The organism is Phytomonospora endophytica, from assembly GCF_014202425.1.
Lineage (GTDB): Bacteria > Actinomycetota > Actinomycetes > Mycobacteriales > Micromonosporaceae > Phytomonospora > Phytomonospora endophytica.
Map to the genome: position 1 here is coordinate 1 of NZ_JACHGT010000029.1, position 15,742 is coordinate 15,742.

Sequence of the window (15,742 nt, forward strand, 5' to 3'; positions counted from 1 at the left end):
AACGCCTCGCCATCCGCTGGGAACGCCGCCTCGACATCCACGACGCCCTGGTATCCCTGGCCTGCGCACTCATCTGCCTGAGACGACTACCAAGACCCTGTTAGAAGCTCTTAGGAACTCTTAGCGCCCATCGATAAGCGTTCCTCCGCCCAGCTGAGCACGGTAGGCGCAAGAGACAAGTTTGATCCAGTGATGGCCGGAGATCTCGGTGCATTAACGGTCGGTGAGAATGCATCAATTAGTCACCCGTCGACTGGCTTCATTTCCTGGTGCGCACCCATGACGTGACTGTCATATCCAAGTGTTCCCCGGTGCTACTGATGTATGATTCGAAATGTATCCGGACCAACCGCTCATTCTCAGAGTCTGCGTAATTGTCCGTGATCATGCAGATGATGCTGGGCTCCTTTTCCAGGACCGGCTGAAGTGAGACTCCGCCCTCCGGGTGCGCCTCCTTCAGTCGTTCCGTGCAGTCCTCGGGAGTCTCCGCATCCTCCTGGAGGGCGCGAACAGCTATCCGGCCATCCATGGTTGTGAACAGAAGGGTACCTTCCATGCATGGAGACCATCGGGCATCCCAAGTCACGCTGTCGGAGACCTCTCCCTCCTCGTCGTATTGGAGCTCGTATTCAAAGCCCTCCGAAGGTTCTTCGCTGTCAAAGTCGATCTTTCCGTAGCCAAGCGTTGTGTAATAGGGATCTGTCTGCGTGGTGCTACATTCCTGAAGTTCAAGTGGATGCGTTGTCGTGTATTCCTCCCTCCATATAGCTTGTGGCTCCTCCGAGCTGCTTTCCGAGTCGGGCGAAGCGTACATGAGTGGCGGGTTGATTGTTGATTCCGACTGAGGATTCTTTGGTAATTGCCACGCCCCTACTCCGATGAGCGCTGATAGAATCACGCCACCAATGGTCCACCGCAAACCAGTACGGGCAACTCGATAGTTTGGATCCTCCACTGGCGGTACGGGATTCCTTGTGTTCATGGATTGATATTAACGTCCACTGTCGACTGTTGGTCGATGTCTACCTGAACACCCGCAATGTCGAACGGGTGTTCCCGGTGGAGGCGAGGCGGCGCGCGACCGCGGCGACGAGCGGGTCGTGTGGATCGGCCCTGTGAGCGTTGTCGAGGGCGAGACGTGCCAGACCGCCGTTCCCGGCGCGGAACGCGTGGTCGGCGAGCAGCGCGGCCGGGGTCGCGCGACGTCTTCCAGTCGAATGCCTGAGCAGGTGGGTCAGGAGGGGAACGCGGCCGGTGAGCTCACCGGCCGCGGTCGGTGCGGTGGCTTCGACGGCGAAGCCGTGGTCGGCCAGGACGAGCGATAGGACCGCGGTGGCGTCAGGGGCCGGCAGCCGGTCATCGGCGGCGAGGATTTGTCGTGCCCAACGCTGAAGGTCGGTGAGTCGGTCGCGGTGGTGACCGTCCTCTCGACGTCGACGTCAACATCGGCGCGGGCGGCCAGCACGGCCGCTCCTACGCAGACACCGGGCACTTGGTCATCACCGCCGTCCCAGACCGCCCCGAACTCGCCCAGCCGCGCACCTGGGTGGTGGAACTGGCCACCGGCGACATCACCGTCCTCGATGACTCCGCCGCGATCGGCTACCACCAAGGCACCGTCACCGGAACCGCCGACGCCCCCCGCCTCCAGCTCTGGAGCACTCCCGGCTAGGCCGTGTCCTGCGGATGATGGGAGCCAGATCATGATGGCGGCGATGGTCAGGCTGGCCTGGTAGATGGATGCTCGTTTGGCGTAGCGAGTGGCCAGGTCGCGCCATTGTTTCAACCGGTTGAAGCAGCGTTCGACGACGTTGCGCTGCTTGTAGGCGTCGGGGTCGAAGACCGGTGGCCGCCCACCGCGTGAGCCTTTCGCAGCGCGTCGGTTGATCGTGTCGGCGCGTTCAGGGATCACATGGCGGATCTCGCGCCGGCGCGGCCATCCGGGTTTCCCCGTCGGGACCGCGATCGCCTCCAGGAGCGGGAACAGCATCGGATTGTCCCCGGCCTGACCTGGAGTGAGCAGGATCGACAGCGGCCTGCCTCGACCGTCGGCGGCAAGATGGATCCTCGTGGACAACCCGCCACGCGACCGGCCGATCGCCTCACCGGCTAGCGCGGGCGGCGACGACCCCTCAGATCCCCCTTCTTACGCGCCCCGGCCGCATGCTGGTGCACCCGCACCACGCTGGAGTCGACGCTGATCACCCATTCCACGGGCTGCCCATCGTCATGAACGATCACGCTCGCGAGGATCTTCTCCCACGTCCCATCCGCAGTCCACCGGCGAAGACGCTCATGACAGGTCTTCCACGGCCCGAACCGTTCAGGCAGATCACGCCACGGAGCCCCTGTTCTCAGCTTCCACAAATCCCGTTGATCACCAACCGATGATCACGCCACCTGCCCCCACGCACCGCCTGAGACGGCAACAAAGGCTCAATCACCAACCACGCAGCATCGCCTCAACTCACCACGACGCACCATCAGACCATTGTGAACACACCACATGATCTACAGGACACGCCCTAAGCCCGCCCCGTCGCGAGGCACGGCCGGCAACGGACACGAGTATGCCAAACAGGTCATCCCGGGAGGCCGCAAGGACGGGCAGACCGTCTTCGCCGGCCATGGTGTCTACCGAGGCGACGGCTACTTCACGGTGCCGCAGGGGACGACGATCAAGTTCTACGGGCCGCACGGGAAAGGGCTCAGCCAGTCCAAGGGGCTCAAGGTCGAACGCGGAAGCTGGCGGTCCCCGATCGAGGTCTACGGTCCAGGCGACAGGATCCCGGACTATGTCCTCAAGACCCCGGACAGGCTGAAGATCATGTCTGGTTCACAGACGGTCTCCGACTCCACCCGTCTCAGCGACCTGCTCAAGCCCGGGATGGGCACCTGTCACTGGGCCGCATGCCGGAGTTACGACATGGGCTGACGGGCTTCACCGGAGGTCGGTCGGCCACCGTCCGTCCACCTCCTGCGCCGACGCTACGCAGTCGGCGCAGGAGGCTGCGGCCGTCGCCGACCACAGATGTCGGTAGAGGGTGATCGCGGCCTCCGGGAGTCCGCAGAGGGTCGCCTCGTCGGCGACGGCGTGTTCACGACGACGCTCTTCGGCGTTGCCTCTCCTGCGGCTCCCGGCGGGCCAGCGGTCACTTGGTGACCGATACGGCTGGTGCGCCCAGGAGCCGTCCTCAGCCTGAAAGTTCAGAGCGAGGCAATGGACGCACTGAAACTCCGGGCGCTCGCCCTGGAAGCGCGGCCTCCGTGGCCGATTGTCAGAACCGCATACCAGACACTCCATGAGACGAAGTCTGCCAGCAGGAGGAAGGCGATGAGGCGCCCACGATCGAGTGGAAGGAAGCCCGTTTATGACCCACTTCGAGGATCTGACGGTCTATGACTACCTCGAACCCGAGCAGCGTGATCCGCGAAGCCGCAAGCCGATGCTCAACGTCGGCTGGCTCGATCCGGCGCACGACCATCCGATGGCCGACGCCGATCCGGCGCTGGTCGAGGCGTTGTGCGTGCTGGTCGTCGACGTCCAGCATCTGATGCGGGGCGTACACGCCTGCGAGTTCTGCCCGAAGCCGGTGGTCCCGGTGCTCTCCAACCCGCACGACCCCACTGGCAGCACGATGCTCGGCAACGGCGAGATCCACGTGGTCGGCAACGGCATGCGATTCGCCGCGCCCACCATGGTCATCCACTACATCAGCGAGCACTACTACCGCCCGCCCGACGAGTTCACCGCGGCCGCCCTGCGCCACGCGGCACGACTCGCCTGAAACGGGAGGCCCTTCGGGGCCCTCCCGTCCATCATCGCCAGAAAGGAGGTCGGCGCCCGTGAACAGACGCACGGTGGTCGTCGGCATGGGAGTCCTCGCGGCCGGACTTTCCGGTTGCTCCGCGCCACCCGGGGAGGGCGCCGCACCGGAAGCGCCAGACGCGCACCCTGCGGGGGTGGTGAACGCGCCCCGGCTCTTCACCGTGCATGCGGCCTTCACCGTGACCGCGAAAGACCGAGACGGGCTCGAATCGCTGCTCGCCGCGATCGCCGCGACGGTGCCGGCCGCGGAGGCGGAACTGACCGTCTCGGTCGGCGGCACGTTGTTCGACGAACGTTTCGGACTCGCGGCGCAGCGTCCACGGCGACTGTCGTCTATGGCGGGGTTCGCCGGTGACGTCCTCGACGAATCGTGGTGCCACGGCGACGTGCTCGTCCAGGTGGGCGCCGACACCGACGCAGCCGCCACGTCGGCCATGGCCGCCTTGGTGGTCCTTCCGGGACTGGAGGCGAAGTGGTCGATCGAGAGCTTCCGCAAGGAGCCCACCACGACCGCGAGCGGCAAGCCGGTGTCCCGCAACCTCTTCGGATTCAAGGAGGGGATGGGCAACCCCGCGACCACCGACACCGCGCTGATGGACCGGGTCGTCTGGGTTCGTGCGGACGGCGACGAGCCGTCGTGGACGGTCGGCGGGACCTATCAGGTCGTGCGGCTGATCCGCTTCGCCATGGAGCTCTGGGACGGTGACTCTGTCGCCGCCCAGGAGGCGGTCTTCGGACGGCACAAGCAGTCGGGCGCGCCCCTCGGCCGTGATAGCGAGATCGCAGATCCGGGTCTCGCCGAAGATCCCGCCGGCGCCCGGATCCCGCTGACCGCCCACATCAGACGAGCCCACGCACCGACCGAGGAGAACACCATCCTCCGGCGAAGCCATTCCTACGACCAGGGGACCGACGCTGCGGGGCATCCCGATCAAGGGCTCGTATTCACCTGTTTCCAGCGCGATCCCGAACGCGGTTTCGTCAGCGCCCAGCAGCGGCTCGCAGGAGAGGCATTGGAGAAATACGTACTCACCTTCGGTGGCGGGTACTTCTTCACGCTTCCACGGATCGGTGCGGGTCCGGTGTTCGGGACTTGAGACTTGAGACTTGAAGAGCGCACAGCACCGCTGTGCGGGCGGCGTCGGGGTGTGACAGGAGAGTTCGGGGCTATGACCGCAGTGCTCAGGGCCATCCGCTGTCTTGTTCGGTGATGGTGCGGTAGCCGCAGCTGGTGGGGTCCAGTCGCCCGAGCCTCGCCGCAATGCCTATCGGGTGCTGTTGCCGTTGAGGTCGTTCTCCTCGTCGGCTTGGTCTTCGTCGCCGTCGCCGAGGTCCCAGATGAGGATGCCTGGCTGGTCGTAGTCGGCTCCGGGCGGCCAGGCGAGTGAGACCGGTGGGTTTTTGCCGTCGGTGTAGCCGGGCGGGTACAGGCCGAGGCTGTGGGCGTACTCGGCGAGGGCCTGACTGCTCAGCTCGTCGACCCGGCCGAGGAGGGCGGCCTCTAGGTCGGGATCGCGGTACTAGTGGTGTGGAGCGTCAACAAGGATGGAGGCCTGACGCGCAGGCGCTATGTAGAAACCGGAGAGGCGATCAAGAATGACTGACTACGAGGCCCAGCGGGTCACCATCCCTGGGCATGATCTTCTCGATGTTGGCGTGACAGCGCTTCGGGTGCCCGAACTCTTTCCCGCACGTGGGGATGTTCAAGTACAGCGCGCCCTCGCTCAAGCCCCGGTCGCGCATCACTTTCGCGGCGTCTCGCTCGGCATGCCACGTGGTGGTCATGTCCGGATCGGACGACCACGGCTCCCGCAGTTCCGGCAGGGGCGGAGCCTCGCCCTTGCGCTACGCCTTCAATGCCTTCTCGTTCAGCTGGGTTCCATCAGCGCCGTAGAGGTTCCCGCGCGCAGACACCTTCCCGGCCTCATTCGTGTGCCAGCCCAGGTCACGGATCGCGGCGACCGCCCCACCATGAGGACGCTTGGGGGAGAAATCCTCCAACCTCACCTGCTCCCGGCGGGCGTCAGCTGACGCAGCAGCGGAGGTGCCGGTGCCATGACCGAGGACCCCATCTGCCCCGATCAGGGACAGATACTCACCGAGCACCTCACGTCCGGCCTCCAGGTGCTCATACGCCCGGCCTAGTGCCTCCTGAACGGCGGTGAGATGTCGAGTGGAGGCGACGATCTTCTCGTTACCGGACCCGGACCCGGCGCCGGCCTCGGCGAGCAGGTGTTCGGCATCGGCGTACTTCTCCGCGGCCTCGTGCATCAACCGCCCGCCTTCAGCGGCAGTCGCCAAACCCGCGCGCATGTCCTCCACCGCGTGCTCGAACTTGCTCGCCAACGCGCCACCCTACCGACGCTTGCGGACACAGGTGCACGCCTTCGACTGCCGTCACGCCCAACTATCCAATGCGGACCAACGTGCCGTCCGCATTGGACTTGCTCATCCCCGCAGTCCAAGCGGTAGGCGGGGCAAAATGACGGTGAAGGTGTCCAACAGCCAGGAGTGTCACCGATGAGGGGCCAGATACCTAAAAGCGCTCTCCCCAGCGGCATCCCCGTTGCACTTCTTCGGGGCTGAGTTGCGTCGCCTGCGAACGGAACAAGGATGGTCGACCTATGAACTCGGGCGCCGCGTCCATCGGAGCTTCGGCAGGTCGAGGCAGAACTCGGGCGGAGCAACCCTGCGCTCGAACCGTCCTGGATCACCTACTTCGGTCCAGCCGACCTGGCCGAGGAAATGGCGCACGCTTTCTTCGACCTGGGGCGCCTGGAACAGGCCCACCGGCAAGCGGTGGACTCGATCGCGCTGCTCAAACCGTCCCGTGTGCGCCACCTCGCGATGGAGAACGCGCTCGCCGCGGCCGCGCTCGCCCGCTCGGCACACCTCGACGAAGGCTGCCACCTCGCTCGGCAAGCCGTCGTCCACGCGGCGCGTACGGTCTCGTTCCGAAGCCAGCACAGGATCGCGATTATGTTCGCTGAGTTCCACCCCTACAGCGATACACGCCTCGTCCGGGATCTGCGGGACTTCGCCCACGTCACGTTCGAGAGCCTGGCGCTGACGACGTGAGCTGCAACTCGTAGGCGTTGAGTTCCGCCTCGAGTGCGGCCCGCCGGACTTCGGCGCCGGAAACGTAGTGGCCCGCATCCGGCAGAGCGAGATAACCGGTCAGGAGCTTGCGCTTCTGGAGCGCGGCGGCCAGAACCTCGGTGTCCTCGGAAGGAGCAACGTGATCAGTCAGCCCGTGGATCAGGAGTACTGGCCGACAGATCGCGTCCTGGTCCACGCCGGCGGAACCGTGCGTGAGTGTCGCGGCGTGAGCACGCTGGAACCGAGGCGCGGTCCGCGTCCACGTATCCGGGTCGACGATGGCTGAGCGCGCCACGGCCAACGCGAACGGCGTGTCCGGGCGCGACACTGCCTTCAGGGCGGTGTATCCGCCGTCGCTCGACCCGCTGATGACGACCGCGTCGGCGTCGACGACATCCGTCTTAACGAGCGTCTCCGCGGCGGCGATGCAGTCGTCAACGTCAAGAACGCCCCACCGTCTATTAAGGACGCTCCGGAACTCTCGTCCGTAGCCCGTGCTGCCTCGGTAGTCGACATCTGCGACCGCGAAACCTCTGGCGGTGAAGTACTGGACGTCGGCTTCGAGGCGCAGCTCCGAGTGATGCGTCGGGCCCGGATGTGCGCGGATGATCAACGGGCGCTTCCCTGAAGAATGGAAGGTCTGTGGTCGGTACAGCAGGACCGTGATCGGTCCGTCGGAGGTGTGCGCGGTGACGACTTCGGGCAATGAGACAGCGGGCACGGACGTCGAGTCACCGCGGACGACCTGAGGTGCCTGCCGCCCGTTGGGATCGAGCAACACGACCTGTTGCTGCTGATCGCCGGAGGCGGTGATCGTGGCGACCTTGCCGCCGAGCTCTGCGAGATACGGCTTGAAGGACGTGTACGGCAGACCCAACCTTAGTTGCCCGCCGTCACTGCCGACGACTACGAGGCGCTGATCCGGCCCGCGCTGGGCGATCATCGCGACTCGGCCGTGGCGCAGGAATGCGGTGCTGCGATAGCCCAGCTCCCAGAGCGCATCGGTGCACTCGGCCTCCATGGGAGCCACCGGCTCGATACGCGTTCCGGAGGCTCGATAGAGGTTCCACCAGCCGGATCGGTCGGACATGAAGTAGAGGCTGCCGTCCGGTCCCCACGTGGGCTGCGTCGCCGACTCCTCTCGCCGCCGGCAATGAGGCGAGCGGACTCGGGATCGTCGAAGACCGCGGTCCAGATCTCAGCGTGATCCCACGGCATCGCATCGGCGGGCCACTCGGTGAGCTCTCCAAGTGTCGCGATCCTCGCCGTCGATGCCCGACCTCTCGTGGCCGAGAACCTGGCCGTCGCCCAGGGACCCGGCAAGGGTGAGGAGATGCAGGTTCCAGCCAGCGTCGCGCGCCCCGGGGCCATAGGTCCATCGGACATCAGACTCGCCCCGTCGGTGCCGGGGCCGGTGCCGGTGCCGAACGAGACTGACACCCGGTGTCGAGAGCGACATGACCATTGTGTGGCGTGAATCCATCGAATTGTGGCAAGGGAGGCACTGTCGGTGACCCGCCGGCCTGACGAGGATCGGTGTTCCAGAACACCGGAAGTTCCGCGATGTGCGAAGGAGAAACGCATGTTCAGCACTTTGAGGAGAAGGGCGGCGACGAACATCGCGGTCGTCGCGATGTTCGTCGCCGGGGCGGTCGGATTCATCGCGCCGTCGAACGCGGCGGCAGACCCGGGCGACGTGGGGGTCAACGGGATCGGCGTGGGCGTACACGTGACGATCAACAACGCTTCGCTGTTCCAGTGCCCGGCGACGAACTGCAACCAGGGCACCGCCCAGCCAGCCGACGACGTCGCCGACATCTGCCACGTTCCCGTCAGCCCTCCGCAGTGGGGCGGCCTCTGGAACCTGGTGCTCAACCACTCGAATAGCAACCAGGTCGGCTGGATTTCGTCGACATTCCTTCGCGGGACCCTGAGTGGCGACAACTGCGAAGGCATGCCACGGAACACGCAGGTGACGATCAACAACGCTTCGCTGTTCCAGTGCCCGGCGAGCAACTGCAACCAGGGCACTGCCCAGCCGGCACACCATCTGAAGGACCTGTGCTACGTGCCGCTCAGTACGCCGTGGGGCAACTACTGGCACCTGGTGCTCAATTACACCAACAGTCTCCAGGTCGGGTGGATCTCCGGAACCTTCCTCCTTGGGCCACTGACCCAGACCCGATGCTGATGGTTCCGCGGCCTTGCGGTGAAGCCGTGTCGACGGCGGAGTGACGGCTCTGACCGGCTGAGGCGAGACCCGCTCCAGCGGGTCTCGCCTCGCCCTTCGCCGATTGACCAGAAACGCAGGCCGTCGCGACATTCGACAGGGTTGGGCACCCGCGGGCGCGAGGCGGAGCGTGTAGTGCCGTTGCCGGGCCAGGCCGACCCTGTGCTGATCGAACAACTGTGCGAAGATGTCGCGATGGTGACTTGGGAGATGCCGGCGCCGGACCCGGCGCGCGGCGGCCGGTGTGCGCGTGGCGGACGGTCGGTGCGGCGCACACCGGTCACCGTTGGCCGCATCGGGCGCGACTGGTACGTCGAGCACACGCAGATCCGCGGTTGGCACGGACAGATCTGCGACACCGAGTAGATCGCACGGATACTCGCCGACCGCGAGCGGGCCGCGGTCCCGGTGCACTCCTGGCTTGAACTCAGCCCCCGCGACTAGGTGCTTGGACGATGTGGCGTGCGGTGGCCACACCATTTTCCGGAGTGGCGAGGTGCCTTCCCCGAAGCCTTCGTGGACCCCGTCGGCGGTGACGTCACGAGCAAGGTTCGAGGCTGATCACTGGCTGCTCGTGCTGTGGCGGCCGAGGCGGATCTCGATGTTGGAGACGAGTGGGTGGTCCCAGCGACTGGCTCGCACGAAGGCATGGTGGACCGGCCCGGGTTCGAGCCGCCATGATCCGGGTAGCCGGGCGAGGAGGGTGTCGAGGAGCTGATCGCGTGCGGCCCGGTGGTGTTCATGTCGGCAGCGATGACGTGGTCCGGTTTTGCCGTCGTGACGGTGATGGTCTCATCTGCGCTGCTGTTCCACCAGCTGGGTCGCGGCTTCGGAGCGGGATGGATTCCGTGAAAAGCTAGGCGTTTCCTGTCCTGGGTGAGTCCGATGACGATCGTCTTCGTGAACTCTCCACACAGGACGGTGCTGTGGTCGTGCTGCCCGAGCGCGAAGCCGGGCAGCAGCTTGGCGATGCGCCGCAACCGCTCCTGGAGACCATGGCGGTGGAGATGTGCTCCCAGCGGCGGCCTTTAGTACCGCGTCGCTGCTGGTGCTGGTGGCCAGGAGCCGGGTGGCCTCAGTGAGAGACCGATCGGCGTCGGCTTGTTGTTCGGCAGACCAGGTGCGCAGGCCCCGGGTGTGGTGGAGGCGTGCGGTGGTGCGGTGGTCGAGGTAGGACGCCAGGGCGGTGATCAGGGCGGTGAGGGTGTCGTCGCTGGTGTCGGCCAGTGATCTGGGTTCGGGTGGCATGGCGGTGTCCTGTCGGGTGAGGGTGTGGCGGGCAACGGCGATCAGGACAGCTTCGCCGCCGCCGGGGAGGTCGTGGTCGTCGCCTGTACGGACCAGAGCGCGACGGCCGGTCGACCGCAGTCGCGCCGCAGCGTTCCAGTGCGTGTAGGTGATTTCGGGTGCGGCGCCCGTGTGGCGGGCGGCGAACGTTCTGGCGGCGCCCAGGAGAACCTGGAGCTGTTCAGGGCTCATGATGTGCTCCCGGTGGAGGCAAGCCGGCGCGCGACTACAGCGATGAGCGGGTCGTTCGGTGCGGCGTGCTTGGCGTGGTCGAGTGAGAGTCGGGCGAGGCCTGTGTTCCCGGTCCGGAGCACATGGTCGGCGAGCAGGGCCGCGGGGATCGCGCGGTGTGGGCCAGTGGCGTGGCGCAGGAGATGAGTCAGCAGCGGGATCCGGGCGGTGAGCTCTGCCGGAGCGACAGGCGCGGTCGCTTCGACGGCGAAACGGTGGTCGGCCAAGGCGAGGAGCGGTACGGCGGTCTCTGCTGGGTCGGGGAGCCGGTCGTCGATGGCGGACGCGCCCTAAAGGTTCGAACCTGCACAAGCACGCCGCGGGCGTGCTGTGCCGGGCCGGGGCGCGACTCAGCCTCAAAGGGCGGCGGAAGCGCACGCCGCCGGTCACAACCGCCGATTGAAGCTCTGGCCGGCTGCTGTTCCGGACTGAGCAAGGCCGCTGCTTCGCGGGCGGTTTGCCGGCGGCCAGCGCGAGGCCGAGGTTATTCAGCGCCTGGCCTTCTCTGTGACGGTCACCGATCTCGCGGTAGGACAACCTCGATGCGGAAGTCCCCGTGGTCGATGCCGGCGAGGCTGTCACTGTGGACGCGCAGCCCGAGTTCCAGGTGCGGTGGGACCCGCGCCGGCTGTGGTCCCAACGTCAGGTCCTCGATGGTCGCCTCGTCGATCACGATCTCTGTGGCGCCGTCTAGGACGGCACGCTGCTATACGGGGTGCTGTTGACCCGCGCCAGAACCGCCGCGGCATCGGCGCCCTCGCGCGCCACCGAGCCGGGCAGCTCGATCGACGCGTTCGAGCTGACGTCGACGGCCAGGGGATGCCGCTGAGGGGCGCCCTCGCGTGCCCGCTTCCGACGGCCGGGCCTACTGGGCCGTTCCGGTGTGCTGTGGCTGGAGTATCCGACGGTGCCGTCATCGAAGACGCGCACGCCCATCGTGTTAGGCGGGAGGATGTGGACCTTCCCGTCGTGCGTGACGCCGGAGTCGCTGCCGATCGCGGTGGCGACGGTGTCTCCGGCGTCGAGCTTCTGCCCGGCGGTGAGTGATCGGCACGGCCGGGCCCGCTCATCTTGATCATAAAAGAATATGCTGATACTATTCTTTCATGACCCAGCACGCCGATGCCGAGACACGACGTATCCAGGTCGCCGAAGCACTGCTGACCACGGTCGCCGAGCGCGGGCTGGCGCGGACCACCCTCACCGACGTCGCCGCGACGGCCGGTGTGTCGGTGGGGCTGGTGCAGCGCTACTTCCGCTCCAAGGACGAGCTCCTGCGCTTCGGCTTCGACCACGTCTGCCGGCGCACGCAGGAGCGGGTACGCCGGGTCCCGATCGTGCTCCCGGTCCGCAACGTCGTCATCGCGCTGATGGAGCAGATCCTCCCGCTGGAGCCCGACCGGGAGAAGGAGCTGGGCGTCTGGCTGAGCTTCGTCCAGGCCTCGCTCACCGATACGGAGCTGGCCGCCACTCATCAGGCGAGCGTCACCGAACTGATCGATGGCCTCACCGTCGCCTTCGAGGGAGCGCAGCGGGCCGGGGAACTCCCGCCCGGCCTCGACGTCAGAGCCGAGGCCGCGGCACTGGTGGCCTTCGTGGACGGACTGTGCCTGCATCACGCGACCACCGAGAGCTTCGACGCCGCGCGCTCGCGTGCGGCACTGAGGACGTACGTCGATCGGATGTTCGGCAGCGGCCGATAACGACGACGCCCGCGCATCGCGTGGCTCACCGAGACGGTGCCCGGCCGTCGACGCCGCCGTCACTGCTGTGATCACCGGAGCATGACGTCCGGCCGATCCGGCGTGCCCGGCATCCCCCTCTTTCTGTTTTCCCAGGAGGACCTTCCATGAGCATGCCCAATCGCCGTTCCGTTCTGACCGGACTGGCCGCCGGAGCCGTCGGCGCCATCGCCATCGGCGGCGCCGATGCCCGGGCCACGCCTCCGTCGGCCGTGGCCACGGCCCCCGGCTGCCCGCCGCCGATGCCGGGGGACAAGGTCGGCCCCGGCGACACCCGTTACCCCGATCTGGTCGCCAGGGGCGCCAACCGGCGATTCCGCGCCAGTCCCGACTACGTCCACCTGGCCTCCACCACCGGCCAGGTCGCCGACGCCGTGGCCCAGGCGGTGCGGGCCGGGAAACGCGTCGCGGTGCGCAGCGGCGGAGGCTGCTTCGCCGACCTCGTCGACAACCCCGACACGAAGGTCGTCATCGACCTGGCCGGGATGACCGGCCTGTGGTTCGACCCGGCCGTGCGGGCCTTCGCGGTCGAACCGGGCGTGCAGCTCGGTGAGCTGTACCGGCGGCTGTTCCTGGGTTGGGGGGTGACCGTTCCGCTCGGGAGCTGCCCCGAGGTCGGGGCGGGCGGGCACATCATGGGAGGTGGACACGGAGCGATGTCGCGGCTGCACGGGCTGGGCGTCGACCACCTCTACGCCGTCGAGGTCGTCACCGTCGACGCCTCCAACAGGGTCCGGGTCACCGTGGCCACCCGCGAGCCCCGCGACCCGAACCGTGACCTGTGGTGGGCGCACACCGGAGGCGGCGGCGGCAACTTCGGCGTCGTCACCCGCTACTGGCTGCGGACACCCGGTGCGACCGGCGGCGACCCACGGCGCCTGCTGCCGCGCCCGCCCGCGCAGGTACTGGACTTTCAGCTCCTGTGGGGATGGGACCAGCTCGACCACGAGTCCTTCACCCGCCTGGTGCGCCAGCACGGCCAATGGCACGCCGCCAACAGCGCGCCCGGTTCCCCCGGCACCGACCTGCACAGCGCGCTGCTGCTGTTCGGGACCAAGCTCGGCGCGGTCATCGTGAAAGGCCAGGTGGTCGGCCCGGATGCCGAGCAGACCCTGGCCGGATACGTCGCCGCCCTCACCGCGGGCACCAGCGCACCGCATTACCTTGAGCAGACCTACCGGCCGTGGCTGGAGAACCAGACCTCGGCGGCCGACAGCGAGGAGATCCTCGGCTCCCGATTCGTCGCCAAGACCGGATACCTGCGCGACCGGTTCACCGACGCGCAGATCCAGGTTCTGTGGGAGGCGCTGTCCGCCGCTCCCGAAGGCGGTCCGCAGGGCGCGGTGTGGCTGGTCTCCACCGGCGGCGAGGTCAACACCGTCGCCCCCGGCGACACCGCGGTCGTGCAACGCGACTCGGTGCTCAAGGCGATCTTCACCGCGTCCGGTGCGTCGGCCGAGGAGGACGCCGCCCATCAGCGATGGGTCCGCGACCTCTACCGGAAGGTCTACGCCGCGACCGGTGGCGTACCGCCGCACGACTCCCGCAACGGTGGCTGCTACATCAACTATCCCGACCCCGATCTGGCAGACCCGGCGCAGAACACCTCCACCGTCTCCTGGCACGACCTCTACTACGGGGACAACTACGCTCGCCTCCAGCAGGTGAAGCGGACGTGGGATCCACGAAACCACTTCCGGCACACCCTGTCGGTACGGCTCCCGAACTGAGCCGGATTCCGACCACGGGGACGTCGCGTCCGCGCGGCGTCTCTCGTTGCCGTCGGCGTACTCGTCACGGGTGCGCCGCCTGGCGACTCGGTGACACGGTTCTGGCCACGTACGACTTCGCGTGCGCACTGGGCAGCGACCCCGGCTACACGACGGCTCGCTTCTTCCGCGACGCCGACGTCCGCGCCCACCGCTCCCCACCGATCGACGTGCTGTGGCTGACCGCGTCCTGGAACAGCCCTCGTGGCCCGGCCAACCGCCGACCTGCCGGGTTCCGATGGACGCTGCCGCCGGGACCCGGCCCTCTCACCGCTCCCTGATAGGAGTCTCCATGTCCACTACGCTCCCGACACTGAAGCTCATGGCCTGCCCCTTCTCCGAGCCGAAGACCCCGCCTACGACATGACCTACTGCGCTGACAGGGCCGGCGTCACAGTTGAACGTTGGTGGTTCCGGTCCCGATGTGGATCGGTGGACCCGTCGGGGTCTGTAGCCGCCCGGCCATCGCGTAGATCTCGTAGGTGTAGTCGGCCACGTTCGGCGCCTCCTTGCCGAGAGGCCAGCCCTGTTGGCCGGCGAAGCAGCCGTCATGGTCGATGCGGACCTCGGCCTCGGCCAACGTCTGCTTCGCGCGACCATCCAGGGGTTTGGAAACCTGGATCCAGTAGGACTTCCCGGCCTCGGCCTTCGGGGCGGTCCCGCTGATGACGATGTTCTTGATGTTGCCGCTCGGGTACCGCACGATCGCGATGGGCTTGGCGCTCCAGCCGTCAGGGACAGTCATCACAGTCTCCTTGAAGGTCCTCGCATGAAGGATCGGACAGGGAGGTGGCCCCACGCGAGGTTAGGCAAGCGGGCGACCGCCCTGGTCCTGGAAAAGCAACGCTACTTCCGGATGGGTTCAGCCGACTCGGCGACATGCCGTACCGGACATACTCCGTCGATAGCAACATACTCACCCGTGCCGTCAGTCGCCGCACGATCGCGTCGACTCGACGCGCCCCTCGACGACGGGAATCGTGAACGGTTTCCCGTCGTCGCCCGGACGTGTCGGCGCTGGTCGGACGCGGGCGTGTTCGACGCCCTGCAGCAGGTGCTCCTCGCGGAGCTGAATGCCGCGGGGAGGATCGACTGGACGCGCGGTGGCCGATGCCGGTCACGTGCGGGCAAGAGAAAAATCCCCGACGTGACCTAGGCGATCAACCTGGTCGACGGGATCCGACCCGTCCGTGGGAGACCCGGTCGACCACGGCGCCGGCCCGAGGCTCTCCTGACCGACAAAAGCTACGACTTCCGCGCCGTCCGCGCCCAGAACACCGCACGCCAGATCATGCCGATAACCCCCGCTGCATCGTCGAACAGACCAGCTCCCACCTCCACCAGTTCAAACGCTCCGCGATCCGCTGGGAACAACGCCTCGACATCCACGGCACCCTGGTATCCCTCGCCTGCGCACTATCTACCTGAGACAACGACCAAGATCCTGTTAGGAGTTCTAATACTACAGCTGTGGTTTGTGATGTTGTGGGTGTCTTCGCTGGTAGTGGCTGCGTTGTGCGCGGGTTTGGTGTCGGCGTCGCCAGTGCCAGGCGGT

The 15,742-nt window shown here is 66.8% G+C and carries 17 protein-coding genes and 3 pseudogenes; 9 read left to right on the top strand and 11 right to left on the bottom strand.

From position 1 onward, the window contains the following. Nucleotides 1-259: 259 nt before the first annotated feature. Together HNR73_RS38640 and HNR73_RS41310 are read right to left on the bottom strand one after the other, a co-directional pair. Nucleotides 260-982: a hypothetical protein gene (locus tag HNR73_RS38640; RefSeq protein ID WP_184793060.1), complete on the bottom strand. Its 723-nt coding sequence runs from the start codon at nucleotides 980-982 to the stop codon at nucleotides 260-262. A gap of 40 nt (nucleotides 983-1,022) precedes the next feature. Continuing rightward, a pseudogene (locus HNR73_RS41310) lies at nucleotides 1,023-1,421 on the bottom strand (DUF4192 family protein); the annotation flags it as partial. Nucleotides 1,422-1,492: 71 nt separating this feature from the next. Between HNR73_RS41310 and HNR73_RS38650 the strand changes: the two are divergent. Beyond that, nucleotides 1,493-1,672 (top strand): hypothetical protein, encoded by a 180-nt coding sequence (locus HNR73_RS38650; RefSeq protein ID WP_184793077.1) that lies wholly within the window; start codon nucleotides 1,493-1,495, stop codon nucleotides 1,670-1,672. 21 nt (nucleotides 1,673-1,693) lie between these two features. Here the strand turns inward: HNR73_RS38650 and HNR73_RS38655 are convergent. Beyond that, nucleotides 1,694-2,484 (bottom strand): annotated as a pseudogene (locus HNR73_RS38655) (IS5 family transposase); the annotation flags it as partial. 22 nt (nucleotides 2,485-2,506) lie between these two features. On the opposite strand from HNR73_RS38655, the gene HNR73_RS38660 reads away from it, so the two are divergent. The 3 genes from HNR73_RS38660 (at nucleotide 2,507) to HNR73_RS38670 (ending at nucleotide 4,926) form a co-directional block, all read left to right on the top strand. Then, nucleotides 2,507-2,935: a putative adhesin gene (locus tag HNR73_RS38660; RefSeq protein ID WP_184793061.1), complete on the top strand. Its 429-nt coding sequence runs from the start codon at nucleotides 2,507-2,509 to the stop codon at nucleotides 2,933-2,935. Between the two features lie 436 nt (nucleotides 2,936-3,371). Further along, nucleotides 3,372-3,788, top strand: a complete 417-nt coding sequence (locus HNR73_RS38665; RefSeq protein ID WP_184793062.1) for a DUF7919 family protein — start codon at nucleotides 3,372-3,374, stop codon at nucleotides 3,786-3,788. 175 nt (nucleotides 3,789-3,963) lie between these two features. Continuing rightward, nucleotides 3,964-4,926: a Dyp-type peroxidase gene (locus HNR73_RS38670; protein ID WP_184793063.1), complete on the top strand. Its 963-nt coding sequence runs from the start codon at nucleotides 3,964-3,966 to the stop codon at nucleotides 4,924-4,926. 493 nt (nucleotides 4,927-5,419) lie between these two features. Here HNR73_RS38670 and HNR73_RS38675 read toward each other — a convergent pair whose 3' ends face one another. Both HNR73_RS38675 and HNR73_RS38680 read right to left on the bottom strand, forming a co-directional pair. Then, entirely contained in the window at nucleotides 5,420-5,653 is a 234-nt protein-coding gene (locus HNR73_RS38675; protein ID WP_308441977.1) for a DddA-like double-stranded DNA deaminase toxin, read from the bottom strand. Nucleotides 5,654-5,674: 21 nt separating this feature from the next. Further along, entirely contained in the window at nucleotides 5,675-6,175 is a 501-nt protein-coding gene (locus HNR73_RS38680) for a hypothetical protein (RefSeq protein WP_184793065.1), read from the bottom strand. Between the two features lie 315 nt (nucleotides 6,176-6,490). Between HNR73_RS38680 and HNR73_RS38685 the strand changes: the two are divergent. After that, nucleotides 6,491-6,907: pseudogene (locus HNR73_RS38685) on the top strand (NsdA family TPR-like regulatory protein); the annotation flags it as partial. On the opposite strand, the gene HNR73_RS38690 reads toward HNR73_RS38685, so the two are convergent. Continuing rightward, on the bottom strand, nucleotides 6,876-8,018 hold the full coding sequence (locus HNR73_RS38690) for an alpha/beta hydrolase family protein (protein WP_184793067.1): 1,143 nt from the start codon (nucleotides 8,016-8,018) through the stop codon (nucleotides 6,876-6,878). The pseudogene HNR73_RS38685 and the gene HNR73_RS38690 overlap by 32 nt on opposite strands. Nucleotides 8,019-8,510: 492 nt before the next feature. Between HNR73_RS38690 and HNR73_RS38695 the strand changes: the two genes are divergently transcribed. Then, a complete protein-coding gene (locus HNR73_RS38695) occupies nucleotides 8,511-9,119 on the top strand; it encodes a hypothetical protein (RefSeq protein ID WP_184793068.1) in 609 nt (202 codons plus the stop codon). Nucleotides 9,120-9,293: 174 nt separating this feature from the next. Then, nucleotides 9,294-9,524: a hypothetical protein gene (locus tag HNR73_RS38700; protein ID WP_184793069.1), complete on the top strand. Its 231-nt coding sequence runs from the start codon at nucleotides 9,294-9,296 to the stop codon at nucleotides 9,522-9,524. Between the two features lie 1,109 nt (nucleotides 9,525-10,633). Here the strand turns inward: HNR73_RS38700 and HNR73_RS41315 are convergent. The 3 genes from HNR73_RS41315 to HNR73_RS38715 form a co-directional block, all read right to left on the bottom strand. Continuing rightward, on the bottom strand, nucleotides 10,634-10,954 hold the full coding sequence (locus tag HNR73_RS41315; RefSeq protein WP_184793076.1) for a DUF4192 family protein: 321 nt from the start codon (nucleotides 10,952-10,954) through the stop codon (nucleotides 10,634-10,636). A 236-nt stretch (nucleotides 10,955-11,190) separates the two neighbouring features. After that, entirely contained in the window at nucleotides 11,191-11,349 is a 159-nt protein-coding gene (locus tag HNR73_RS38710) for a lantibiotic dehydratase (RefSeq protein WP_184793070.1), read from the bottom strand. Between the two features lie 17 nt (nucleotides 11,350-11,366). Then, the gene (locus HNR73_RS38715) at nucleotides 11,367-11,606 is read right to left on the bottom strand and encodes a hypothetical protein (RefSeq protein ID WP_184793071.1); all 240 of its coding nucleotides are present in this window, start codon (nucleotides 11,604-11,606) and stop codon (nucleotides 11,367-11,369) included. A gap of 176 nt (nucleotides 11,607-11,782) precedes the next feature. Here HNR73_RS38715 and HNR73_RS38720 point away from each other — a divergent pair, with 176 nt between their 5' ends. Beyond that, nucleotides 11,783-12,379, top strand: coding sequence for a TetR/AcrR family transcriptional regulator (locus tag HNR73_RS38720; RefSeq protein WP_184793072.1), 597 nt, complete (start codon nucleotides 11,783-11,785; stop codon nucleotides 12,377-12,379). A gap of 146 nt (nucleotides 12,380-12,525) precedes the next feature. Further along, complete coding sequence (locus HNR73_RS38725) at nucleotides 12,526-14,148, top strand: FAD-binding oxidoreductase (protein ID WP_184793073.1); 1,623 nt, start codon at nucleotides 12,526-12,528, stop codon at nucleotides 14,146-14,148. Nucleotides 14,149-14,578: 430 nt separating this feature from the next. Here HNR73_RS38725 and HNR73_RS38730 read toward each other — a convergent pair whose 3' ends face one another. Then, entirely contained in the window at nucleotides 14,579-14,932 is a 354-nt protein-coding gene (locus HNR73_RS38730) for a hypothetical protein (RefSeq protein ID WP_184793074.1), read from the bottom strand. Between the two features lie 500 nt (nucleotides 14,933-15,432). Next, entirely contained in the window at nucleotides 15,433-15,576 is a 144-nt protein-coding gene (locus HNR73_RS38735) for a hypothetical protein (RefSeq protein ID WP_184793075.1), read from the bottom strand. Nucleotides 15,577-15,742 lie beyond the last annotated feature (166 nt).

What these genes read in the sequence shown, in the direction of transcription:
- HNR73_RS38640 (WP_184793060.1), bottom strand. Translation starts at nt 982, where the DNA reads ATGAACACAAGGAATCCCGTACCGCCAGTGGAGGATCCAAACTATCGA.
- HNR73_RS38660 (WP_184793061.1), top strand. Translation starts at nt 2,507, where the DNA reads ATGATCTACAGGACACGCCCTAAGCCCGCCCCGTCGCGAGGCACGGCC.
- HNR73_RS38665 (WP_184793062.1), top strand. Translation starts at nt 3,372, where the DNA reads ATGACCCACTTCGAGGATCTGACGGTCTATGACTACCTCGAACCCGAG.
- HNR73_RS38690 (WP_184793067.1), bottom strand. Translation starts at nt 8,018, where the DNA reads ATGTCCGACCGATCCGGCTGGTGGAACCTCTATCGAGCCTCCGGAACG.
- HNR73_RS38695 (WP_184793068.1), top strand. Translation starts at nt 8,511, where the DNA reads ATGTTCAGCACTTTGAGGAGAAGGGCGGCGACGAACATCGCGGTCGTC.
- HNR73_RS38720 (WP_184793072.1), top strand. Translation starts at nt 11,783, where the DNA reads ATGACCCAGCACGCCGATGCCGAGACACGACGTATCCAGGTCGCCGAA.
- HNR73_RS38725 (WP_184793073.1), top strand. Translation starts at nt 12,526, where the DNA reads ATGAGCATGCCCAATCGCCGTTCCGTTCTGACCGGACTGGCCGCCGGA.
- HNR73_RS38730 (WP_184793074.1), bottom strand. Translation starts at nt 14,932, where the DNA reads ATGACTGTCCCTGACGGCTGGAGCGCCAAGCCCATCGCGATCGTGCGG.